This is a genomic window from Amycolatopsis lexingtonensis, from assembly GCF_014873755.1.
Classification (GTDB): Bacteria; Actinomycetota; Actinomycetes; order Mycobacteriales; family Pseudonocardiaceae; genus Amycolatopsis; species Amycolatopsis lexingtonensis.
The window spans coordinates 6,944,147-6,966,203 of the sequence record NZ_JADBEG010000001.1 but is presented as its reverse complement, the minus strand read 5'-3'; the positions used below and the strand labels follow the sequence as shown (position 1 = coordinate 6,966,203).

At 70.2% G+C, this 22,057-nt stretch carries 22 protein-coding genes and 1 tRNA gene; 13 read left to right on the top strand and 10 right to left on the bottom strand.

What is annotated here, in order from left to right; all coding sequences use genetic code 11:
- Positions 1 to 15: 15 nt before the first annotated feature.
- Positions 16 to 1,005 (bottom strand): SCO0930 family lipoprotein, encoded by a 990-nt coding sequence (locus H4696_RS31890; protein WP_086863129.1) that lies wholly within the window; start codon positions 1,003 to 1,005, stop codon positions 16 to 18.
- 83 nt (positions 1,006 to 1,088) lie between these two features.
- Positions 1,089 to 2,582 (bottom strand): class-II fumarase/aspartase family protein, encoded by a 1,494-nt coding sequence (locus tag H4696_RS31885; protein ID WP_192782646.1) that lies wholly within the window; start codon positions 2,580 to 2,582, stop codon positions 1,089 to 1,091.
- A gap of 68 nt (positions 2,583 to 2,650) precedes the next feature.
- On the opposite strand from H4696_RS31885, the gene H4696_RS31880 reads away from it, so the two are divergent.
- On the top strand, positions 2,651 to 3,310 hold the full coding sequence (locus H4696_RS31880; RefSeq protein WP_086856829.1) for a TMEM175 family protein: 660 nt from the start codon (positions 2,651 to 2,653) through the stop codon (positions 3,308 to 3,310).
- Positions 3,311 to 3,314: 4 nt separating this feature from the next.
- Here H4696_RS31880 and H4696_RS31875 read toward each other — a convergent pair whose 3' ends face one another.
- The gene (locus H4696_RS31875) at positions 3,315 to 3,857 is read right to left on the bottom strand and encodes a DinB family protein (RefSeq protein WP_086856830.1); all 543 of its coding nucleotides are present in this window, start codon (positions 3,855 to 3,857) and stop codon (positions 3,315 to 3,317) included.
- 214 nt (positions 3,858 to 4,071) lie between these two features.
- Between H4696_RS31875 and H4696_RS31870 the strand changes: the two genes are divergently transcribed.
- Positions 4,072 to 4,917 (top strand): COG1361 family protein, encoded by an 846-nt coding sequence (locus H4696_RS31870; protein ID WP_192782645.1) that lies wholly within the window; start codon positions 4,072 to 4,074, stop codon positions 4,915 to 4,917.
- Positions 4,918 to 4,937: 20 nt separating this feature from the next.
- On the opposite strand, the gene H4696_RS31865 is transcribed toward H4696_RS31870, so the two are convergent.
- Positions 4,938 to 5,474 (bottom strand): AAA family ATPase, encoded by a 537-nt coding sequence (locus tag H4696_RS31865; RefSeq protein WP_086856832.1) that lies wholly within the window; start codon positions 5,472 to 5,474, stop codon positions 4,938 to 4,940.
- A 112-nt stretch (positions 5,475 to 5,586) separates the two neighbouring features.
- Here H4696_RS31865 and H4696_RS31860 point away from each other — a divergent pair.
- Positions 5,587 to 5,659: transfer RNA gene (locus H4696_RS31860), tRNA-Lys, on the top strand.
- A 1-nt stretch (position 5,660) separates the two neighbouring features.
- Here H4696_RS31860 and H4696_RS31855 read toward each other — a convergent pair.
- The gene (locus H4696_RS31855) at positions 5,661 to 6,830 is read right to left on the bottom strand and encodes a N(5)-(carboxyethyl)ornithine synthase (RefSeq protein WP_086856833.1); all 1,170 of its coding nucleotides are present in this window, start codon (positions 6,828 to 6,830) and stop codon (positions 5,661 to 5,663) included.
- A 127-nt stretch (positions 6,831 to 6,957) separates the two neighbouring features.
- On the opposite strand from H4696_RS31855, the gene H4696_RS31850 reads away from it, so the two are divergent.
- The 5 genes from H4696_RS31850 (at position 6,958) to H4696_RS31830 (ending at position 9,630) form a co-directional block, all read left to right on the top strand.
- On the top strand, positions 6,958 to 7,392 hold the full coding sequence (locus H4696_RS31850) for a DUF5994 family protein (RefSeq protein ID WP_225955857.1): 435 nt from the start codon (positions 6,958 to 6,960) through the stop codon (positions 7,390 to 7,392).
- 53 nt (positions 7,393 to 7,445) lie between these two features.
- Entirely contained in the window at positions 7,446 to 7,652 is a 207-nt protein-coding gene (locus H4696_RS31845; protein ID WP_143264943.1) for a hypothetical protein, read from the top strand.
- A 48-nt stretch (positions 7,653 to 7,700) separates the two neighbouring features.
- On the top strand, positions 7,701 to 8,204 hold the full coding sequence (locus H4696_RS31840) for a SixA phosphatase family protein (RefSeq protein WP_086856835.1): 504 nt from the start codon (positions 7,701 to 7,703) through the stop codon (positions 8,202 to 8,204).
- Between the two features lie 107 nt (positions 8,205 to 8,311).
- Positions 8,312 to 8,779, top strand: a complete 468-nt coding sequence (locus H4696_RS50365) for a helix-turn-helix domain-containing protein (protein ID WP_225955568.1) — start codon at positions 8,312 to 8,314, stop codon at positions 8,777 to 8,779.
- Positions 8,776 to 9,630 carry an IS3 family transposase gene (locus H4696_RS31830; protein WP_086864085.1) on the top strand — a complete coding sequence of 285 codons (855 nt, stop codon included), beginning with the start codon at positions 8,776 to 8,778 and terminating at the stop codon, positions 9,628 to 9,630. Before H4696_RS50365 ends, H4696_RS31830 begins: the two co-directional genes overlap by 4 nt.
- 68 nt (positions 9,631 to 9,698) lie before the next feature.
- Here H4696_RS31830 and H4696_RS31825 read toward each other — a convergent pair whose 3' ends face one another.
- From H4696_RS31825 to H4696_RS31815, 3 genes are all read right to left on the bottom strand, one after another.
- On the bottom strand, positions 9,699 to 10,415 hold the full coding sequence (locus H4696_RS31825) for a S1 family peptidase (RefSeq protein WP_086865219.1): 717 nt from the start codon (positions 10,413 to 10,415) through the stop codon (positions 9,699 to 9,701).
- Positions 10,416 to 10,577: 162 nt separating this feature from the next.
- Positions 10,578 to 10,949 carry a hypothetical protein gene (locus H4696_RS31820; protein ID WP_086865218.1) on the bottom strand — a complete coding sequence of 124 codons (372 nt, stop codon included), beginning with the start codon at positions 10,947 to 10,949 and terminating at the stop codon, positions 10,578 to 10,580.
- Between the two features lie 22 nt (positions 10,950 to 10,971).
- Positions 10,972 to 11,337, bottom strand: coding sequence for a hypothetical protein (locus tag H4696_RS31815; RefSeq protein WP_086865217.1), 366 nt, complete (start codon positions 11,335 to 11,337; stop codon positions 10,972 to 10,974).
- A gap of 446 nt (positions 11,338 to 11,783) precedes the next feature.
- Here H4696_RS31815 and lanKC point away from each other — a divergent pair, with 446 nt between their 5' ends.
- The 4 genes from lanKC (at position 11,784) to H4696_RS31795 (ending at position 18,270) form a co-directional block, all read left to right on the top strand.
- Complete coding sequence (gene lanKC, locus H4696_RS31810) at positions 11,784 to 14,339, top strand: class III lanthionine synthetase LanKC (protein ID WP_192782643.1); 2,556 nt, start codon at positions 11,784 to 11,786, stop codon at positions 14,337 to 14,339.
- A 36-nt stretch (positions 14,340 to 14,375) separates the two neighbouring features.
- A complete protein-coding gene (locus tag H4696_RS31805; RefSeq protein WP_086855967.1) occupies positions 14,376 to 14,522 on the top strand; it encodes a SapB/AmfS family lanthipeptide in 147 nt (48 codons plus the stop codon).
- 128 nt (positions 14,523 to 14,650) lie between these two features.
- Positions 14,651 to 16,318 (top strand): ABC transporter ATP-binding protein, encoded by a 1,668-nt coding sequence (locus H4696_RS31800; protein ID WP_086855966.1) that lies wholly within the window; start codon positions 14,651 to 14,653, stop codon positions 16,316 to 16,318.
- Positions 16,315 to 18,270 (top strand): ABC transporter ATP-binding protein, encoded by a 1,956-nt coding sequence (locus H4696_RS31795; RefSeq protein ID WP_086855965.1) that lies wholly within the window; start codon positions 16,315 to 16,317, stop codon positions 18,268 to 18,270. Before H4696_RS31800 ends, H4696_RS31795 begins: the two co-directional genes overlap by 4 nt.
- Positions 18,271 to 18,501: 231 nt before the next feature.
- Here H4696_RS31795 and H4696_RS31790 read toward each other — a convergent pair whose 3' ends face one another.
- Both H4696_RS31790 and H4696_RS31785 read right to left on the bottom strand, forming a co-directional pair.
- On the bottom strand, positions 18,502 to 18,915 hold the full coding sequence (locus H4696_RS31790) for an acyl-CoA thioesterase (protein ID WP_086855964.1): 414 nt from the start codon (positions 18,913 to 18,915) through the stop codon (positions 18,502 to 18,504).
- Positions 18,909 to 20,141, bottom strand: coding sequence for a hydroxyacid-oxoacid transhydrogenase (locus H4696_RS31785; protein ID WP_169734787.1), 1,233 nt, complete (start codon positions 20,139 to 20,141; stop codon positions 18,909 to 18,911). The genes H4696_RS31790 and H4696_RS31785 overlap by 7 nt, the downstream gene beginning before the upstream one ends.
- 183 nt (positions 20,142 to 20,324) lie before the next feature.
- Here H4696_RS31785 and H4696_RS31780 point away from each other — a divergent pair, with 183 nt between their 5' ends.
- Positions 20,325 to 21,983 (top strand): thiamine pyrophosphate-binding protein, encoded by a 1,659-nt coding sequence (locus tag H4696_RS31780; protein ID WP_086855962.1) that lies wholly within the window; start codon positions 20,325 to 20,327, stop codon positions 21,981 to 21,983.
- The last annotated feature ends 74 nt before the right edge of the window (positions 21,984 to 22,057 follow it).

Genomic DNA, 22,057 nt, shown 5'->3' with positions numbered 1-22,057 from the left:
CAGTTTCGGGGTGGCTCAGTAGGTGGTGCCACCGGCGCCGGAGTTGCTGCTCCCAGCGCCGCTGTCAGCCGGAGCCTGGTTGGTGGCGGAGCTGGGAGTGGTCCCGACCTTGCACCCGTTGGGCTCGATGACGAACCAGGTGCCGTTGACGCCCATGCCGTTCGCGTCGCCCGGCTTCAGGTCCTTCGAGAAGGTGTAGACGGGCCAGCCGCCGATGGTGACCTGCTCGGTGCCGTCCGCGCGCTTGATGCTGCCGAGCAGCTTCGAGTCGATGCCCTGCAGTTCGACCTTGCCGTTGTTCGACAGGACCGCGGGCCACGTCTTGGCGCAGTCGCCGTTGCAGGCGGACGTCTTGGCCTTCTTGGTGTCCTTCGTGAACAGGTAGAGCGTCATCCCGTTCTGGTCGACGATCGCGTCCCCGAGCCCGTCGATCTTGCTCGCGCTCAGCTTGACGGCGCCGGCTTCGGCCGCGGCCTGCCCGGCCTTCCCGCCCTTGGCGTTCGCGGCGTACCAGGCGCCACCGACGCCCTGCCCGGTCGCCTCCCCGGCCTTGGTGTCCTTGGCGTAGCGGTAGAGCGCCCACCCGCCGACGGTGATCTGCTCGGTGCCGTCGGACCGCGTCACCTTGCCGACGAGGCTCTTGTCGACGCCCTGCACTTCGACGTCCCCGGTCGACAGCAACGGCGGCCAGGCCTTGGCGCAGTCACCGTCGCAATTGGACTTCGGCGGCTTCGCCGTGTCCTTGTCGAACCGGTAGAGCGTCATCCCGTTCTGGTCGGTGAGCACCTGTCCGACGTTGGCGACGTCCGCGACGACGAGTTTCGACTCGTTCGACGCCGGAGCGGCGTTGCCGACCTGGCCGTTGGCGAGCTGACCGCCACCGGTGCCCCCGGCCGCTGCGGGGGCGATGACCGGCTGAGCAGTTTCGGCACCCGAGCAAGCGGTGAGCACTGCCAGCCCGGCTGCCGCCGCGGCGACGGAGACGGCGATGCGCGTGCGAAGCATGGAAGTTCTCCTTGTGTCCGTTGGGTTTTCCCGCCGCTCGGTGCGGCCTGATACCCACTACACGGACACCCGTCGGAGGCGGTTCAAAGTTTTTTCGACCCCGGTTCCCACGCCCCCTCCAGCGCGCGGTCGACCAGCTCACCGGCGGCCCCGGTGTACCCGGCGGGATCGAGCAGCGCGTCCAGCGCGGCCGGAGTCAGCACAGCGGTGACGGCGGGCAGCTCGTCCAGCACCTCCCGCAGCGGCCGGTCTTCCCGCACCGCCCGCTGCGACGCCGCCCCCAGCAGCTCCTTGGCCTTGGTTTTTCCGAGCAGCGGCGCGAGCACGGCGGAGAGCCGCTCCGAGACGATCAGCCCGTGCGTCGACGCCAGGTTCGCCGCCATTCGTTCCGGCTGAGCGCTGAGCCCACGCGCCAGCTCGACGGCGGTGTGCGCGGCCCCACCGGTCAGCCGCAGGCACTCCCGGACCAGCTGCCACTCGGCGTGCCACACCCCGGCCGACCGTTCGTCCTCGGTCAGCATCGACTGCGTGACCCCCGCGGCCAGCACCGGCACCTGTAACGCGGCGGAACGGATGAGTGTCGCGAGCACGGGATTCCGCTTGTGCGGCATCGCCGACGACCCACCCCGCCCATCAGCGGCCGGTTCGACGACCTCACCCAGCTCGGTCCGCGTAAGTGTCGCGACGTCGACGGCCAGCTTCCCCAGCGCCCCGGCGGTGAAGGCGAGCGCACCGGCGAGGTCGGCGACCGGCGTCCGCAGCGAGTGCCACGGCAGGACGGGCACGGCCAGCCCGGTCTCCTCGGCGAACGCGTCGACGAGCCGTTCGGCATAGTCTCCGGCGGGTGCGGCGGGTGACGGCGCAGCGTGAGGCTGGTCGACGGTGCCGACTTCCAGGCCCCCGCCCCCCGCCCCACCCCGCCCCGCTTGCCCCATCCCCGCGCCCTCGGCCAGGCGGGCGTACTCCACGTACGCCGCCAGCGTCCCCGCTGCCCCGCCGAGCGAGACCGGCAGGCCGCCGTCGAGCAGCCGGCGGATCCGGACGGCCGCGTCCAGCACCAGCTGCCGCCAGCCCGCCGCCTTCAGCCCGAACGTCGTCGGCACCGCGTGCGCCGTCAGCGTGCGCCCGGCCATGATCGTGTCCCGGTGCGTGCGCGCCAGCTCGGCCAGCGCCTCGGCGGTGGCGTCGAGGTCGGCGGCGAGCGGCCGCAGCGTCCGGTCGGCGACCAGCATCATCGCGGTGTCGAAGATGTCCTGGCTCGTCGAGCCGCGGTGCACGTACTCCGCCGCGCTCCCGCCGACCGCCGACGTCAGCGCCTTCACCAGGCCGACGACCGGGTTCGCGGTCGCCCGCGACCCCCGCGCCAGCTCGACGACGTCGATCCGCGCGCTGCCCGCCGCCGCCGTGATCGCGTCCGCGGCCTCGGGCGGTACCGTCCCGAGCCGCGCCTGCGCCCTCGCCAGCGCCGCCTCGGCGTCGAGCATCGCGCGCAGCCAAGCCTCGTCGCCGGTCGACGCTTCGGCCGGCGTACCGGCCCGTACCGGGGACAGAAGTCCGGAATCGGGGTCGCCGCTCATGGCGTCAGCATCGCACGCGCCCGGCCTCGGCGAATGTCACGCGGCCGCGTCTGGCACGCTCATCGCCCATGAGCAGTGCTCCGTCCACCAAGGACACCGAGGACACCGCAGGCACCGCCGACGCCGAACCCCGGGGCTTCGCCGCCGAACGGCTGACCTTCTTCTCGGACGCCGTCGTCGCCATCGCGATCACGCTGCTCGCGCTCGAGCTGCCGCTGCCGGAGGGCGCCACCAGCGCCGAACTGCTGCGTTCACTCGGCCATCACCAGTCCGAATACGTCTCCTTCCTGATCAGTTTCGTCGTGATCGGCGGCCACTGGCGCGCCCACCACCGGCTGTTCGACCACGTCACCACCCTCGACAGCCTGCTCATCCGCCTCAGCTTCGGCTGGCTGCTGACGCAGGTGGTCATGCCGTTCGCGACCAAGGTGATCGCCGAAGACGCCGGGTTCGAGTTCCGCTTCGTCTTCTACGCGCTCGTGCAGGTGGTCGCGCTGACGCTGTTCCTCTTCATGGCCCGGCGCATCCAGCGGAACCACCACTACCGCGCGGACACCCCACCTGAGCTCTTCGGCAAGGTGTACCGCGGGGTCGGCACGATGGCCGCCGCCTTCGCCGTCTCGATCCCGGTCGCCTTCTTCACGCACTGGGCCTACGCGTGCTGGATCGTCGTTCCGCTCGTGGTCAACCTCCTCGTCCGGCTCCGCCGCCGCGCGGCCGCCGCCTGAGCCGCTATTCGCCCGTCACGCCGTCGATCCGCTCGCGGACCAGGTCGGCCTGACCGCAGTGCCGCGCGTATTCGCCGATCATGCGCAGCATCAGCCAGCGCAGGGCGAACGGTTGGCCCGTGCTGCGGCGGATGCCGGTCTGGTCCAGCGAGCTCGCCGCGACGATCTCCCGTGAGCGCGCGCACTCGGCCTGCCACAGGGAGAAGGCCTCGTCCACGTCGCCGTCGAGCGAGGTGAAGTCCTGCCCCGGGTCGTCGTCGGAGTAGTACAGGTTCGGGAGGTCCTCGCCGGCGAACTGGATCCGGAACCACCAGCGTTCGACGCCGGTGAGGTGCCGCAGCAGCCCGTGCAGGGTCAGCGTCGACGGTGGAACCGAGCGTTCGGCCAGCTGTCCGGGGTCCAGACCGGCGCACTTGAGCTCGAAAGTGCGCCGGTAGTAGTCGAGGCTCTCGGTGAGGGCCTGCCGCTCGTCGGCGAGCGGTGTCGGGTCTTCGCGGGGGCCGGTCAAGCGGGCCGGCGCCGCGACCGGGGTGCTGTGTTCGGTCATGTGCGGAGCGTGCCACGGGGGTCCGACAATTTTCGGGGCGCCGGGGTGTCCGGTGATCGGGCAACGCCCCGGAAACCCCAGTTCAGACACGGTTTCGAGAACCAGGTAACGAATTTCGGGGGCGGCCGATCTGATCTTCGTCACCCCCGCTGCGCACACCGGTTCCCCACGGTCTCCAGCGGTACCCCTCGGTTCGGAACCAGGAGATCAAGACATGCAGCGAACCGGACGAAGAACCGCAGTGCTGGCCGCGCTGACGACCGCGGCCCTGATCGCGGCCCCCGCCGTCGCGTCCGCGGCGCCCTCGCCCAGCTCGATCGACGTCAGCGCGACCACCGTGCACGCGGGCGACACGCTCACGGTCACCGAGCAGCTGTACAACCCGACGGACTTCACGGTCACCGGCGCGAAGGCCGCGCTCTACGCCAAGGAGAAGCCGGTCGTCGACCTGCTGAACCTGGTCTCCTGCACCGGCGCGATCGCGTGCTCGCCGTACCTCAGCAGCTTCCGCGGCGGCGTCGGCGACCTGGGTGCCGGCGAAAGCAAGACGGTGACGTTCACCTTCCGGGTGAAGGAGGACGCCGAGCCCGGCCAGTTCACGCTGCAGCACCAGTTCGCCGGCGACAACTACGCGTTCGGCGTCGAGGACGGCCCGGCCCTCACGATCGCCGCGCCGGACGAGGCCGACGTCAAGGTCGCGCTGACCGGCACCGCGCGCCCCGGCCTGGTCGCCCGCGTCGACTACGTGATCACGGTGTCGAACACCGGCCCGGCGACCGCGACCGGCGTCCGCGTGACGGCCAACGCGGGTTCAGGCCGCACGGTCACGTCACTGACCGGCTGCACCCGCTCGGGCACGGCCCTGACCTGCGCGATCGGCAACGTCGCCCCGGGCGCGACGGCTACGGCGAAGTTCAGCTCCGAGGGCGGCTTCTTCGCCTGGGGCGCGTTCACGGCCACGGCCGAGCGAGCGGCGAGCGCCCCGGCCGACCCGGCCGCGGCCAACGACAAGGCGTCGAAGAAGTGCACGGCCTACACCGGTCTGTTCGTGCAGTGCTGACGTTCGTCCACTGAGGAGCGTCACAACCTGAAGGCCGCCGAGCGGGCGCGTTGCCGCACCGCTTCGGCGGTCTCTTCAATTGTCTGGTCGGTCGTGTCCATGACGTTCCGTTCGAGCTCACCCAGCGCGGAGAACGCGGCGTGCATGGCCTTGAGAGGCTCGACGTCGGTCAGCTCCGGGGCACTGCGCGCGGTCCCGCGCGCGAGGGTGACCTCGAGGTCCGGCCGCAGGACGACGTAGAAGAGGTCCAAACCGCCCCGCTTCGCGGCAGCGCGGAACGGCTCCAGCGCCCACGGCCCGACCACACCGTCGAGAACCACGTCGTAACCACCGCGCGCGTACCCACAGGCGGCCTCGGCGATCACCCCGAGCACGACCTCGTTCTGCCGGGCGGCCTCGGGCAGGTACGGCGCCACGAACCCGGTCCGGATCCAGACGTAGAAGCTGTCGGTGTGCAGGTGCACGGTGGCCCGCGGCGCATCCTCGGTGACAAGACGGGCCACGGTCGACTTCCCGGCACCGGGCGGCCCGGTGAGGATCAGCAGGGAACCAAGCATCCCCGCATCATGGGCGGTCCACCGGCCGAGAACCAGTCTTGACCTTACGAGGGGCCTCAGCCGCACCCCGGTGTGGAGGTGCCGGACCAGGGCCTGGCTAAACTGGGGGCGCGGGCCGTTAGCTCAATTGGTAGAGCTGCGGACTTTTAATCCGTAGGTTCTGGGTTCGAGCCCCAGGCGGCCCACTCAAACTCCCTGCTCAGCGGCATCGCGCTGATGCGGGTAGTCCCCTGAGCGCTGCTGAAACGACAAGATCGCCGGGTTGCGAACCATCCCATCCCGGATTTCCACAGCCCGCCGAACGGTTTCGTGCTCGTCCCAAGCGGTGTGCCCGGCCAAGACCGCCGGCAAATGCGGCAGCAAGGCCTCGCTGATCTCCCAGGTAGCCGAGTCCCATAAGTAGGACGGGCTGTGGTCCACGGCGTAGTAAATCACCCCGTCACCGACCGGGAACGTCGGCTGGGTGAACGTCGTGGGCCGAGCCCAACTGAAACCCATGCCTTCATCGCACGAGACATCGATGATGAGGCTTCCCGAGCCGAACTCGGCGAGATCCTCCTCGATGAGAAAAGTCAGCGGTGCCGCGGTGTCCTGCAGCACGCAGTTGACCACGATGTCGTGCTCGGCGAGGAACCCGGCCAGCGGCACCCGGCCGCGGGCGGTGATCGCGTGGCTGCGGCGGAGATCGCCCGGGTTGGTCGCGTCGTGGTCGATGTGCACCATCGTCGCGGAATGAATCGGTGAGCCGACCGCGCTGAGGCCGCGGGCGGTGAGGACGTCGACGTCGTGGATCCCGTGGGCGTTCAGCGCTGTCACCGAGCCGCGCGCGGTCGCGCCGAAGCCGATCACCACGGCTCGCAGGCGGCGGCCGTAGTCGCCGGTCGAGCCGATCAGCTGCAGCGCGTGCAGCACCGAGCAGTAGCCGGCCAGCTCGTTGTTCTTGTGGAAGACGTGCAGGCCGAACGAACCGTCGCGCCGCCAGTGGTTCATCGCCTCGAAGGCGATCACCGTCAGCTTCCGGTCGATGGCCAGCTGGGTCAGCTCGACGTCCTGCACGCAGTGCGGCCAGCCCCACAGCACCTGGCCGGGCCGCAGCTCGGCGACGTCCTCGCGAAGCGGCTTGGCCAGCAGCACGACGTCGCACTCGGCGATGAGCTGCTCGCGGGTGCGCAGGCCCGCGACGAGGCCCGCCAGGTGCTCGTCGGGCACGCCGAAGGGTTCGCCGTAGCCGAGTTCGAGGTAGATGCTCTCCCGGAGACCGGCGTCGATCCGTTCGAAGTGGCGTGGGTGGATCGGCCGTCGCCGTTCGTTCTCTTTCCGTGAACGCGCGATGACGCCGAGACTGAGCTGGTGCACGGTGGCCCCTTTGCTAGAACCCAGTCTTAACACACTCCGCGAGATCGTCGTGTACGCTGAGTGGTGTCCGAGAGCATTTCGTGCGCGAGCGGTCGAGCCTGCGCCGTCCTCGGCCCCAATCCGGTCGATGTCGACAGCCGGAGACGGGAGCGCCGACATGCCGTCGGGCTCGAACAATCCATCCACTTCACGCCTGTCGCTGAAGCCGGCGGCGCCGGCCACCGGACACGTCGACGGCGCGTGGTGGCCCCGCAGCCGTGACCTGGCCGCCGAACTGCCCGCGCTGCTCGCAGCGGTGGCCGATCGGCTGGGTCGGATCGACCGCGTGACCTACCACCTCGCGGACTGGCCGGCCTCGCAGCGGCGGATCGTCGTCGGCGGCAACGTCGTCCGGCTCGAAGGATTCCGGTCACAGGAGCCCGGAAGCCTGACGGTGATCGGCTGGGACCGGCATCGGCTGACGGTGCAGGTCATCCCGCCGGAAACCGGCCCCGACGCCGCGCAGAGCGTTCTCACGCGCGCCGCGGAGCCGACCGAGGGTGGCGTACCGCTGCCCGCCTGACACACGCCACTCCCGTGGCGTCCACGAAAGGATCCACGATCACTCACTCCACAATGGACAGTTCGCTGTTCAGCCACCCCGTCACCGAGGAGCCCCGGCCCGGAGCGGTCACCGCACCCCAGGGTGAGCGGTACGGAGGTCTGTTCCGCCAGCCGGTGTACGCCCCGGAACCGCGTTCCGAAGAGGCGATCGAACCCGGGCCGCAACGCCGGTCCGGCACGCGGGGACACGACCCGTCCGGGCGCCGCACCAACTGGTGACCCGCAAGCCCGTGGTCGTCTCGGCCACGGGCTCGTTAGGCTCAGCTGATGGACGCGCCCCGACGGCTCATCGTCGTCCGCCACGCCAAGTCGGACTGGTCGGACGGCCTCCCCGACCACGATCGTCCCCTGGCGCCCCGCGGGCTCCGGGCTGCGCCGAAGCTCGGCCGCTGGCTCGTCGACGCCGGCTACGTCCCCGAGCTCGTCTTCTGCTCCACCGCTCGCCGTACGCGCGAGACCTGGCAGCACGTCGCCGGAGAACTCCCCGCCGCACCGCCTGTGACGTTCGACGAAGACCTCTACGGCGCCGACGTCCCCGAACTGCTGAACGCCGCGAGCCAGACGCCACCCGAAGTCACCACCGTCGCCCTCGTCGGGCACGAGCCCGGGGTCAGTGACCTGACCCTGCACCTGGCCGGGCACGGCGACGACACCCGCGACGTCCAGGTCAAGTTCCCGACCGGTGCCGCCGCCGTGCTCGAGACCACCGATCCCTGGGACGCACTCGCCACTGCCGAACTCGTCGCTTTCTTCCGGCCTCGCGACGCCTGAACATCCCGGAGAAAAGGGGCCCGGTCACGTGAACCGCTCCCCGGAAGTTGGACTGGGAATCCAGTTCCGACTTTCCGGGGAGCGGTTTGGTGTATCCAGGAAGTTCGTTGTCTGAGCAGCAGCGGGAGTCCGCTGTTGCGTTGTTCGAGGCCGGGTATGGCGCGAAGGTGGTCGCGACCCGGTTGGGCGTGTCGCCGATGGCGGTGCGACGCTTGCGTGATCGTTGGAGGTTGCGGAGCGCGGGAGCGCTGATGAGGGAGCCGGGTAAGCGGTCGTTCACCTTCGAGTTCAAGCGTGAGGTCGTGCGCCGGTTCGTCGATGGTGAGGCGTCGGCGATGGAGCTGGCGCGTGAGCATGATCTGTCGTCGCCGAAGCTGGTGGAAAACTGGGTCAGGGTGTACCGGCGTGAGGGCGAGGACGCGTTGCGGCCCAAGCCGAAAGGCCGGCCGGGCAAGCCGGTTGACCCAGCCGGGCTCAGCGAGCTGGATCGCCTGCGGCAGGAGAACCTGGAGTTGTCGGCGAAGGTGGCGTTGCTGGAAAAATTGCGGGCCTTGAAGGAGCAGGGGCGAGGGTGAAAACCCAGGTCATCGCCACCCTCAAGGCCGAGTATCCGCTGGCGGTGCTGCTGGCGGCCGCCGGGCTGGCACGCTCGACGTTCTTCTACCACCAGGCCCGGCTGACCCGGCCCGACCCGCAGGTCGAGCTGAAGGCGGCGGTCACCGAGCAGTTCGAGGCCGCCCGCGGCCGCTACGGGCATCGGCGTGTGCACGCGATGCTGCGCCGCGGGGGCTGGCGGGTAGCTAAGAAGACGGTGTTGAAGCTGATGAACATGCTGGGCCTGTTCTGCCAGGTCCGGCGGCCGCGCCGCTATCGGTCCTGGCTCGGGCAGATCGGCACGGTCGCGGCCAACGTGCTGGATCGCCAGTTCACCGCGGCGGCTCCGGACACGAAATGGGTCACCGACGTGACCGAGTTCCGTATCGGCGACCGCAAGGTCTACCTGTCCCCGGTGATCGACTTGTTCGACCGATCCGTGATCGCCTACAGCCATGGCCCGTCCCCGAGTTTGGAACTGACGAACTCGTCGCTGCGCGCGGCGATCGCGACCCTCGACGGCGCCGCCAGGCCGTTGGTGCACTCCGACCAGGGGTTCCAGTACCAGCACGTCTCCTGGCGGAGGTTGATCGAGGACGCGGGCCTGGCCCAGTCGATGTCCCGGCGAGCGAACTGCCTGGACAACTCCATGGCCGAGAACTTCTTCGGTCATTTGAAGGAAGAACTGTTCCACCACAACAGCTTCGACACCGTCGAGGAGTTCACCGCCGAGCTGGACGAGTACATCGACTGGTACAACACGATCCGCATCTCGACCACGCTTGAAGGCCTGAGCCCGGCCGAATACCGAGCCCAGGCCCTCAAGCCCTAGCTTTACCTAGCCAGTCCAACTTCCAGGGGTCAGTTCACACGCGACCGGGCCCCTTTTGCCGTCAGGAATCAGACTCCGGCCACCTGCGAAATCCAGCTGCGATAGCGCGTGATGTTCGTGTATGCGGTGTTGTTCACCCGGTCGCTGGTCGACGCGACGCCGACCTGGCGCCCGGAGGCGAACATCGGACCGCCCGAGTCGCCGCCGGCGGTGATGCCGTCGACGCGGTTCGCGCAGACCGCGACCCCGCCGGTGTAGTCGCTGCAGCCGATCGAGTTGACCCGGACCGTCGCGACCTTCAGGTACCGCGACTGGCAGTTGATCTCGGAGCCGCACTGGCTGGTCGCGCCCCAGCCGTAGACCGAGACGTTCTGCCCGACCGCGACGTCACCGACGCTGCCGAGCGGCGAGTACGTCGCGCTGACCGAGGTCGTGAGCTTGACGATCGCCAGGTCGGCGGCGCCCGGGTAGCGCGTGATGGTGGAGCCGGTGGCCATCGTGCCGCCGCTGGTCTGGTCCAGGCTGCCGATCCGGAACGTGTAGGTGCCGGAGCTGCTGACGCAGTGCTTGGCGGTGAGGATGTACTGCGGCGCGATGATCGTCGCGGTGCAGTTCTGCTGGCCGTTCACGAACAGCCGGGCCGCCCAGGGGCCGCTCGTTGCGGTACTGCCGCCGATGATCGACGGCTGGGCCTGCGGGGTGCTGTCGGCGGACGCGGGGCCGCCGAGGCCGACGACGGCCAGTGCGGTGCTCGCGGCCAGCAGGACGAACTTGCCGAATTTCACGCTCACTCCTTTCACGCGGGGGAGAACCGCGTGGGGGGAAAGCCGGTGGGGACCGAACGACAAGAGTGTCCGAGTTTTGGGGGAATGTCCGGAACCGACGAAAGTCGCCGGTCGAATCCGTATTTATTGTCCTCGCGGGGCCTACGTGCAGTTCCCGTACTGTTAGGCCGCGATCTTGGCCGGCGAGGACTTGCGCAGCCAGTACAGCCCGATGACGGGCAGGACGAGCGGGATGAACAGGTAGCCCTCGCCGTAGACCGACCAGACGGTCGGGTGGCGGAAGGCGGCCGCGTCGACCAGGCTCAGCGTGCCGATGGTCAGCACGCCCAGCAGCTCGATCGAGCAGGCCACGAGGGCCACGCGCCACCAGCCGTCACCGCGGCGGGCCAGCGCGATCGTCGCGACGATGTAGACGACCGCGGCGAACGCCGAGAGCAGGTAGGCCAGCGGGGCTTCGTGGAACTTCGTGCCGATCTGGACGCCGGCCCGCGACGTCGCGGCCAGCGCGAAGATCGCGTACACGGCGACGAGCACGCGTCCGGGGCCGGAGGCCGTCCTACGCTGTTGCTCCACTCCACACCTCGTTCAGTCGCAGCACCATCACCGGGATGGCCAGGCACGCGATGCCCAGCACCGCCGTGCTCGAGCGGCTCCGCTCGGCCAGCGCCCAGGCGGCGCCGACCGGCAGCACGACGAGGCTGCCGATCAGGTAGGCCAGATAGGTCGCCAGGCTGCCGGGGTGTGCACCGCCGGCGAGCAGCACGATGCCGATCACCAGCTGCGCGACCAGCAGCAGTTCCAGGACCGCGAGCGCGATCAGGAGGGGGTTGTCCGGCAGCCGGTTGCGCGCCGACTGGATGAAGCTCCACAGCGCGACGAGCGCGGCGGCCACAGCGACCGTCACGGCGAATCCGAAGATCACCCGTTCCTCCTTCCGCTCGCCGGGCGCCAACTTACTCCGTGGTACCGGCGGGGCCGTCCGCCGAGGTGCCGCGGCGTGGCGCGGGCCACGTCATGCTCCACTGTGGACGATTCCGGGATCACGTGACCGGCGGCTACCGGGTGAAATGATCACCGTGCCGCCTTGATGGCATTCTGCCAATTCGGCGGGTTATTCCGTTCGGCCCTTGTGTGGACCTGCGGGAATGGCGTAAAAATCTTCGTGTTACACCACTATGGAGTGGTGGGCTGTCCGGTAAAAATCACCCTCGGTTCAGCTGTCGACGGACAACTGACCTTTTTGCCTACCTCGGATAGCCCAGTTGAACCCCCGGGTTGGCGGATTGGCCCAGGGCTGTTCGGCATGGGGGAATATTCCTTGTCCCGGGGTCGCGGTGCCCGGGGGGATCGCACGGAGGGGTATCCCGGATGGACCTGCGCTACGAAGCATATTGCTTCGCCGACCCGTTGTTCTACGACGAACAAGCGGAAATCGGCACGCCGGTCGACGAATTCGCTTCGGCGCTGCCGGCGCCGTCCGGCTGGGTCACCGCCGACCGCGGAGTCTGGCGCATGCTGCACCCCCGCGGTCAGGTTCTCCCCGGTCAGGGCTGGAAGATCCACGTTTCCGCCGGTCTGGACAACGCTCGGCGCGTACTCGAGCAGGTCCACGAGTACTGCCTCGAGCACCGCATCCCGTACAAGCACCTCCGCTCGATGCTGACCCTGCTCGCCCGGAATTCGAAATACGCGCCGCGGGACGGCAGCGCCAAGCTGGTGACGATTTACCCGCCGGACGACCGGCAGCTCGAGCGGGTTCTCGAAGACCTCTCGACTCGGCTCGAGGGTGAGCACGGCGCCTATATCCTGAGCGACCTCCGATACGGTGACGGACCCCTCTACGTGCGTTACGGAGGATTCACCGAGCAGTGGGTCGAACACGACGGCAACCGCGTCCTCGCGATCCGCAAGCCGGACGGCCGGCTCGTCCCCGACAAGCGGGAGCCGACGTTCTCCGTCCCCGATTGGGTGAAAATTCCGGCATGTTTGCGGAGTAGTGTCGCCGCGCGTAAAGCGGGCGACCCGAGTCAATTCCGCTACCGGGTGATGAGGTCCCTGCATTTCTCGAACGGGGGCGGCGTCTACGTCGCGGAGCCCAAGGAGGGCGGCGACGAGGTCGTCCTCAAGGAGGCCCGCCCGCACGCCGGCCTCGACAAGGCAGGGGTCGACGCCGTCGAACGGCTCCGCCGCGAGCACGACGTCCTCGACCGGCTGGCCGGCGTCCCCGGGGTGCCGAAGGTCCTCGAGCGGTTCACGGTCTGGGAGCACCACTACCTGGCGATGGAGTACCTGCCCGGCCGCTCGCTGGGCAGCTGGCTGGCCTACAACTACCCGCTGACCAGGCGCGGGACGACGGCCGCCGACCTCGCCGACTACGCCCGGCGCGCGCTCGACGTCATCGACGGCGTCGAGAAGACGATCGAGGCCATCCACGCCCGCGGTGTCGTCTTCGGCGACCTGCACCCGCTGAACATCCTGATCGACGACGACGGCCGGATCTCCCTGATCGACTTCGAAATGGCCTTCGACGTCGAGTCCGGCGACCGCCCGGCGCTGGGCGCGCCCGGGTTCCGCGCCCCGGCCGACCGCACCGGCTTCGAGATCGACGAGCACGCGCTCGCGGCGTTGCGGCTGTGGCTGTTCCTGCCGCTGTCCCAGCTGATGGAGCTCGCCCCGGCCAAGCTGCCCGGCATCGCGGAGTTCGTCGAACGCCGGTTCGCGCTCCCCGCGGGCTACGCCGACGCCGCGGTCGCGGTGCTGGCCTCGCGTACGGCTCCTGCGCGGTCGGTGCCGGTCCACACCGAGCTCGACCAGGAGAAACCGGACTGGCCGCTGGTCCGCAAGCAGATCGCCGAGGCGATCCTGGCGAGTGCGACCCCCGAGCGTGAGGACCGGCTGTTCCCCGGCGACATCGAGCAGTTCAGCGTCGGCGGCGCCTGCTTCGGCGTCGGTGCCGCGGGCGTGCTGCACGCCCTCGACGTCAGCGGCGCCGGCCGGTTCCCCGAGCACGAGCGCTGGCTGATCGATTCGATCCGCCGCGACCCGCCGACGCGGCCCGGTTTCTACGACGGCAGCTACGGCATCGCCTACGTGCTGGAGAACTTCGGTCACCACGGCGAGGCCACCCGGCTGCTGGCGTCGTCCGCGCGGCTGGTCGAGCAGACGACCGACCACGGCCTCGAAGGCGGTCTCGCCGGTATCGGGCTCGCGATGCTGCACTTCGCGACGGTCCGCCAGGACAACGAGTTCGGCCGCCAGGCGCTGGCCACGGCGGTCCGGCTGGCCGAGGCGCTGGAGACGGCGCCGCCGCCCGGCAACTTCGCCCGCGCCGGCCTGCTGTCCGGCTGGTCCGGGCCCGCTCTGCTGTTCACCCGGCTCTTCGAGCGGACCGGCGAGCCCGCCTGGCTGTCCTTCGCCGACCAAGCGTTGACCCGCGACCTCGAGGAGTGCGTCGAGACCGACGACGGCTCACTGCAGGTTCGCGACGGCGCGGCTCGCACGCTGCCTTACGCCGGTGTCGGCAGCGCCGGCATCCTCCTGGTCGCCGAGCAGCTGGCGCGGCACTGCCCGGACGCCAACGCCTGCGAGAGCCTCCCCGCACTGCGCGAATCGTGCCGCGGCGAGTTCGTGATCCACCCGGGCCTCCTCCTCGGCCGGTGCGGACTGGCGGTCGCGCTGGGCATGGACCCGAACCCGTCGCCGCCGATCCGCGCGGCGATCGACCTGCACCTGGCGCGGCTGTCCTGGTACGCGGTCCCGTTCAAGGGCGGCCTCGCGTTCCCCGGCAACCAGCTGCTGCGCCTGTCGATGGACGTCAAGACCGGCGGCGCGGGAATCCTCCTGGCACTTGCCGCCCTCCTGGACGGCAAGGAGGTGCTGCCCCTCCTGGGCGGCACGCCGTCCCCCCAGACCTCCGGTCGCTGACCGGCGGAGCCGAGGAAACCGAAGGAAGGAACACCGATGGAACTCGTTCTGGAGCTGCAGGCAATGGAGACCCCCGAGGTGCTCGACGGCGGCCACGGTGGCGGTCACGGCGGCGCGTCGAACCTGAGCTTGCTCGCCGCCTGCGCCCACAGCTCCATCAGCCTGCTGACCTGCTACCACTGACCTGGCGGTCCGCCGGCGAGTAGTGCCGAGGTGAACGGTGCGGGAGCGGCACAGGCCAAGTGCGCCGCTCCCGCACGTTCATTCTGCGCTCCGGCACCGCCCCGGCGGTACCTGTCCGAAGGAGTGAGATGCGCGGCCCCGCCGATCGGCTGCTGGTCAAGGTGGCCGGCCTCGACCGCTTCCGCTTGGCCGCCGTCGTGGTCACCGCGCTGGTCGCCACCGCGGCCGGCCTCCTCCTGCCCGGCGCGCTCGCGGCCGCAGTGGACGCGGTGGTCGCGGGCCGCCCGAGCGGGCGCGAAGTCTCGTGGCTGCTGCTGGTCGGCGGAGCGGAGATCACGGCCGACGTCGTCGGCGGAATCCTGACGACCCGCCTGACCGCGACGGCGTCCGCCTGGCTCCGGCGAACTTTGTCGGACAAGCTGTTCGCGCTGGGCGCCCGTTCCCGCTTCGCGGAGGGCGACGCGATCAGCCGCCTCACCGGCGACTGCACGGGCGCGGGCGGCATCGTGAGGATCGTCGTCCAGTGCGGCTCGACGCTGATCATCTCGTCCGGCGCGGTCGTCCTGCTCGCCCTGCTGGACTGGCGGCTGGCGCTGGTCTTCCTGGGCAGCATCCCGTTCGCTTTGCTGCTCGCGCGGAGTCATTTGCGCCGCACCGCCGACGACGTTCTCACCTATCAGCAGGTGTCCGGCGAACTCGCGGCCCGCATGGTCGACGCTGTCGCCGGCCTCCGCACCATCGCCGCGTCCGGCACAGCCGATCGTGAGGCGGAGCGCGTCCTACGCCCGCTCCCGAAGCTGACGCTCGCCGGACAGGGCCTGTGGCGCACCCAGGCCCGGATGGTCTGGCGCGCCGGCCTGCTGACCCCGGCGGTCGAGTTGTCCGTGCTGGCCGCCGCCGGCTTCGGCGTGCTCGACGGCCGGCTCAGCGTCGGCGACGTCGTGGCCACGCTCGGCTACGTCGCCCTCGCTCTCGGCCTGATCACCCAGATCCCGCTGCTCACGACGTTGTCGCGGGCGCGCGGCTGCGCCGAACGGCTCGTCGAGGTCCTCGACGAGCCCGAACCCGTGCCCGGCAAGCTCCCGCTCCTGCCCGGCGACGGCACGGTGGAGCTCTGTCAGGTCGGCGTCACGGCCGCGCTCGCCGAGATCGACCTGCGCATCGACGGCGGCACCTACGTCGCGTTCGTCGGCCGCTCGGGCTCGGGCAAGTCGGTGCTGGCCGGGGTGGTCGGTGGGCTGATCGCGCCCAACGAGGGCCAGGTCGTCCTCGACGGCCGCCCGCTCGAGCGCATCCGTCCCGAGGAACTGCGCGCGGTCGTGGGCTACGCGTTCGAGCGGCCCGTCCTGCTCGGCACCACGGTCGCCGACGCGGTCGGCTACGGCTCGTGGGCCGGCGAGTCCGCTATCCGGGCCGCCTGCCGGACTGCGCAGGTCGACGAAGTGGTCGTCCGCCTGCCCTCGGGCTACCGAACGCCGCTGACCGAAACGCCCCTCTCCGGCGGCGAGGCCCAGCGGCTCGGGCTGGCCCGGGCGATCGTGCACAACCCGCGCGTCTTGATCTTCGACGACGCCACGGCCAGCCTCGACACGGTCACCGAGGCGGCGGTCGAGCGCGCGTTGGCTGAGGTGCTCCCCGGACGCACACGCGTCGTCGTGACCCATCGGGCCGCCACTGCTGCCCGCGCAGACCTGGTGGTCTGGCTCGAGGAAGGTCGGATCCGCGCGGTCGCCCCGCACGCCGTCCTTTGGGGAGAGCCGGGCTACCGGGGTGTCTTCACGGAGGACGACGAGTGAGCCTGCGCAGGCTGTACTGGGCCGCCCTCGCCGGGCAATGGCGCGGCGGTGTCGTGCTGCTGGTTTGTTCGCTGCTCGAAGGCGTACCGGCTTTCTTTTCGGGACGACTGGTCGAGCTGTCCGTCGACCGCGGCTTCGCGGTCGGCGACCCGGCGGCAGGCCTCGGCTGGCTGACGTTGTTCGGCTTGGCCGCCTTGCTCGGCGCGTTCGGTGCGCGGATGGTCTGGCACCAGCTCGGCAAGGTCGTCGAACCCCTGCGCGACGCTCTCGTGACGGCCGTCGTCCGCGGCGTGCTGCACGACGACTCCCCACCGCGCAACCGACCGGACTCCAGCGGCGTCGCCCGGATCACCCAGCACGTCGAGGTCGTGCGCGACGCGACCGCCGGTCTGCTCGTACAGGCCCGCGGCATGCTGGTGACGACGACGTCCGCGCTCGCCGGCCTCATGACCGTCGCTGGCGCGCTCGTGGCGCCGGTCGCGCTGCCGGTGATCGTTGCGTTGGCTGCCTTCGTCTGCCTCCTGCCGTCGCTGGCTCGCCGCCAGCGCGCGCTGGCGCTGGCCGACGAGCACACGGCAGCGACGGCGGGCGCGTCGCTGTCCGGCATGCGCGACATCGTGGCCTGCGGTGCGCAACCGGTCGCCGCACTGGCGATGTACGACGCGGTCGACGCTCAGGCTGACGCGGCAATCCGCGTGGCTCGCTCGAGCGCGCTCCGGGCACTGGTGATCTCGCTCGGTGGGTTCGTTCCGCTGCTTCTCGCGCTCGCCCTGGCACCGGGGTTGGTAGTTAGCGGAGAGCTGACCGCCGGCGCGGCCCTGGGCGCGCTCGTCTACCTGGCCACGACGATGCAGCCGGCCCTTCGCGGCCTGGCGGCCACAGCCGGCACCGTCGTCCTGCGCCTGCTCGTCGCCCTTCGCCGGTTGGCGGAGACGGCCGAACTGCCCGATGTCGTCGACGGCACGGCGATTCCGCGCGGCATCGACGTCCGGGTGCATGGCCTGACGTTCAGCTGGGGTGCGTCGGCTGAACCCGTGGTCCGTGGTCTGGACCTGGGACTGCGGCCGGGGGAGCACCTCGCCGTCGTCGGGCCGAGTGGCATCGGCAAGTCGACATTGGCCGGCTTGCTCACCGGGATGCTCGCGCCGCAGGAGGGCCGCGTGCTGCTGGGCGGCGTCCCGGTGCGGGACGTGCCTGCCGCTTTGCGCCACGAACTGGTGGCGCTGATCCCGCAGGAGGCGTATGTCTTCGCGGGAACGGTGCGGGACAACGTGAGCCTGTTCGCCCCGTCAGCTTCGGACGACGACCTGTCGTCCGCGGCCGACGCGGTGGGCGCGGGCGCGCTACTGCGGCGCTTGGGCGGCCTCGACGCCGAAATCGGTCACGGCGGCGAAGGTGTCTCCGCGGGCGAAGCGCAGCTGCTCGCGTTGGCCAGGGTGTACGCCAGTGCGGCGCAAGTGGTGATCCTCGATGAAGCGACCTCCCATCTCGACCCGGTGGCGGAAGCCCGCGCGGAGCGGGCCTTCGCCGCGCGGGGTGGTGTTCTGGTGGTGATCGCGCACCGGCTTTCTTCGGCGTTGCGCGCGGATCGCGTGCTCGTCGTGGACGGGCGCGAAACCGCGGTGGGCAGCCATGCCGAACTGGTGGCCAGGTCGGCGCGGTACGCGCAGCTCATGCAGGCTTGGGCGACACCGGTGCCCGACCATGCGGCCACCGGTGCCCGCCCGACTGCTGACGCAGGTGGTGAACCGGCGGGTACCTCGACCGGTTCGCCCGTGGGCGGTGGTGCGGCCGTTGGCGGGGCGCCTTCCGGCAACGGCCACACCACACTGAGTCCCTCCGTGGACGATGGAGCCGCGACCACCGGCGGGGCGCCTGCCGGCGGCGGTTCTGCGGCCACCGTGGGGCTGTCAGCCGGACACGATTCCCGGTGCCACCGGATCGACGCCTAGGTCGCCATCCGTGTCGCGAGCCGCACGTGTCAGCCGAGAGCTCGTCCACTGTGGACTTATCTCTGTGCTCCTTGAGCTTATCTCCGTCGGGAGGCCGGGGAAGCCCTTGATTTCAATCTGTGGACAACTCGACGGTTTTCGGGGGGCCTGTGGACAACTCGAGTCGAATCGCCGGTTCTGTCGGTGCCTTCGGGCATGATCGGAGGTACCAGAAGAACAAGGCGGTGCGCGTCAGCCGGGTTGCAGTGCTTCCAGTGCCTCACGCAGCTTGCCCGAGAGCGGTGTCGGCCGACGTGACTCACGGTCCACGAAGACGTGCACGAAGTGCCCTTCCGCGACCAGGGTCTCGTCGGCGGCGTACATCCCGATCTCGTAGCGCACGCTGGACTTCCCGAGGTGCGCCACCCGCAAACCGACCCGCAGCGAACCAGGAAAGGAAACCGATGAGTGATAACCGCAGTGCGACTCGACGCACAGCCCGATCACCTCCCCGGTCTCGATGTCGAGACCACCCTGCTCGATCAGCCAGGTGTTGATCACGGTGTCCATCAGCGAGTAGTGGACGACGTTGTTGACGTGTCCGTAGACGTCGTTGTCCTTCCAGCGCAGCGGAACCGTCTGCCAGTGGGGGTACCCGTTCACCACAGCGACACCGACTCGCGCAGGATGTCCGACAGGTCTTCCTCGGAAGCCTCGCGAGGAGCGGTGGCCAGCAGGCGTTGCTGCTTCAGCGTTCCCTCGACGAGGGAGTCCACATCGGACTCCGTGTAGCCGACGGCGCCGATGCCGTCCGGGATGCCGATGCGGCGCATCAGGTCGATCAGCACCGCGGGCAGGTGGTCGGCGAAGTCGCCGGGCCACTCGAAGTCGGGCGCCAGCAGGCGCGCGACACGGAGGTGGCGGTCCGGGGCCGCGTCGAAGGTGAAGCGGAACGCGGCGGGCGCGGTCAACGACACGGCCATGCCGTGCGGCACCATGGGTTCTTCGCCCGGGTAACCGTCCGGGTGGAAGTTCCTGACCTGGCCGGCGATCGGGTACGCGTTCGCGTGCGGGATGTGGACGCCGGCGTTGCCGAACCCGAGTCCGGCGAACGTCGCGGCCAAGGCCATGGCTTCGCGGGCCTTGAGGTCGGAACCGTCGCGTACGGCCGCGGGCAGGGCCCAGGACAGCAGCCGGAGGGATTGCTCGGCGAACATGTCGGCCAGGGGGTTGGAGCCGCAGTACGGAACCCGCTGTTCCGGGCGTTTGCGCTCGAACTCGGTGTACGGCTTCGCGGTGTAGCTCTCCGCGGCGTGGCAGAGGATGTCCATGCCGCTGGCGGCGGTCACGCCGGGAGGCTGGCTGACCGTCAGCCGCGGGTCGACGACGGCGAGGGTCGGGCGCAGGCGCAGGTGGCTGATGCCGCTCTTGACGCGCAGGGACAACACGTCGAGGACGCAGACCGTCGTGCTCTCGGAGCCCGTGCCGGTCGTGGTCGGTACCGCGACCAGCGGCCTCAGCGGGCGGTCCGGTGCGCGGCCGCCGCCGACGGGGGCGTTGACGTAGTCCATCAGGTCGCCGTCGTTGCTGGTGAGGAGGTTCGCCGCCTTGGCGGTGTCGATGGCGGAGCCACCGCCGACGGCGACGAAGGCGTCGTACGGGCCGGTTCCGCGGGCGAAGTCAACCGCCTTCTGCATGCTGACATCGGTGGGCTCGACGTGTACGCCGTCGAAGATCTCGGTCTCGATGCCGTAGCCGGTGATGCCGTCGGCGATGCGGCGCGGCCAGCCGGTCGCGGCCACTTGCGGGTCGGTCAGAACGAGCACTCGGTGGGCGCCGTACTGCGTCAGGTCGTAGCCGATCTCGTCGCTGGCGCCGGTTCCGTACTTCAACGCCGGTGCGCCATAAGTAAAAACGGTTTCATGTTCGGTTGCGGCCAAGACTGCGGTCCTCGCTCCCTTGATCGGCTAACAGTCGGTCAAAGCGGACATTCGGCCTATCCTTGCCGGGTTTCGGCGAAGATCACTTGACTGCACTGAACGGTGCCCGCCTAAGCTCTCCTCATTAGATACCAACTGGGAGCGACCGTCGCCCAGACGGCCGTGCGGATCCTGACCGAGGCGCGTGTCCGCCGCGTTTACGCGGTGGTCGGTGAGTCCTTCCTGGAACTGCTCGACGCACTGCAACGCGAGCGGGAGATCACGCTGGTCTCGGCGCGCCACGACGCGGGTGCGGCGTTCATGGCGGAGGCGGAGGGCAAGCTCACCGAGCGTCCCGCCGTGCTGCTCGCCAGCCGGGGGCCGAGCGCGGCGAGCCTGGCGATCGGCGTCCAGACGGCGTACCAGGACGAGACCCCGATGGTCGTGCTGCTGGAGACGCCGGCGACCGAACCGGTGCCCTCGTCGTCCGGGGAGCTGCCGACGTCGGACCTGACGGCGATGTTCGAGTCGATCGCCAAGTCGACGTTGCGGGTGACGGACCCGGACAGCCTGCCCGGGCTGCTGGCGCACGCGCTGACCACGTCGCAGGAGGGGCGGCCGGGACCGGTCGTACTGGGTGTGCCCTGCGACGTCTGGGGCATGCCCTACGACGCGGCGAAGCCGATGGCGCGGGTGCGACCACCGGCCTCTGGGACGCTGGGCCGTTCGGCGGATGCCGTCGCGCAGCTGGTGGACGAGGCGAAATACCCCGTGGTGATCGTCGGCGGGCGGGCGCGATCGGCGCGGGACGAGCTGATCGCCGTGGCCGACGAGCTCGCGCTGCCCGTCTACAACGCCTTCCGGCGGCAGGACGCCTTCCCCGAGAACCACGCTCGCTACGCCGGGCACCTCGGGCTCGGCATCCCGGCCCGGCAGCTCGACGCGCTCGAGCGGGCCGACCTCGTGGTCGCGCTCGGCACCCAGCTCGACGAGGTGACCACGCAGGCGTACCGCTACCCGACGCCGCAGCAGACGCTGGTGATGGTCGGGACCGGGATCGACGTCAGCCCCAAACGGCGGGGACTCACGTTCCGCGTCGACTCCGAGGTCGAGCCGTTCCTGCGGGAACTGCGCGCGGTGGCGTCGCCGCGGACCAGGCGCGCTTCGGCGGCGAACGCGGCCGTGCACACGTTCATGACCCCGCCCGACACGAGCGGGAACACGCGGGTGCACCCGGTGGACGTCGTCCGGGCGTTGCGGAAGCTGGCGCCCGAAGACACCATCGTGACCAGCGACGCCGGCAACTTCGCGCAGTTCATGCACCGCTACTGGTGCTTCACCGCGCCGCGCAGCCAGCTCGGTCCGAGCAACGCCGCGATGGGGTACGCCGTGCCGGCCGCCGTCGCGGCGAAGCTCACCGAGCCGCGGCGGACGGTCGTGGCCATGGTGGGGGACGCCGGGACGCTGATGACGGGGCAGGAGATCGAAACCGCCGTGCGGTACCGGGCGCCGGTGATGGTCGTCGTCTTCCAGAACGGCGTGCACGGCGCGCTCGCCATGCACCAGGCGCGGACGCACGGGCGGCTGTCCGGGGTGTCCATCCCGCTGACCGACTTCGCTTCGTGGGCGCGTGGGCTGGGCGCGGCCGGATACACCGTGGACGATCGGGAAGAGCTGGAGCCGATCATCGCCAGTGCGCTGGTGCGGCAGCGGCCGTGCGTCATCGACGTGCGGACGGACCCCGATGTGGTGACCCCGGACGTCCGGCTTTCGGCGCTGCTCGGGCAGGCACGTCCGCAACCTCCCGCCCAGTAACGATTTCACTCGGTTTCAAAACGGGAAACGCCGGGAAAGTTGTGTGGTAGCACGACGAAGGCTCAGGTAGCCTG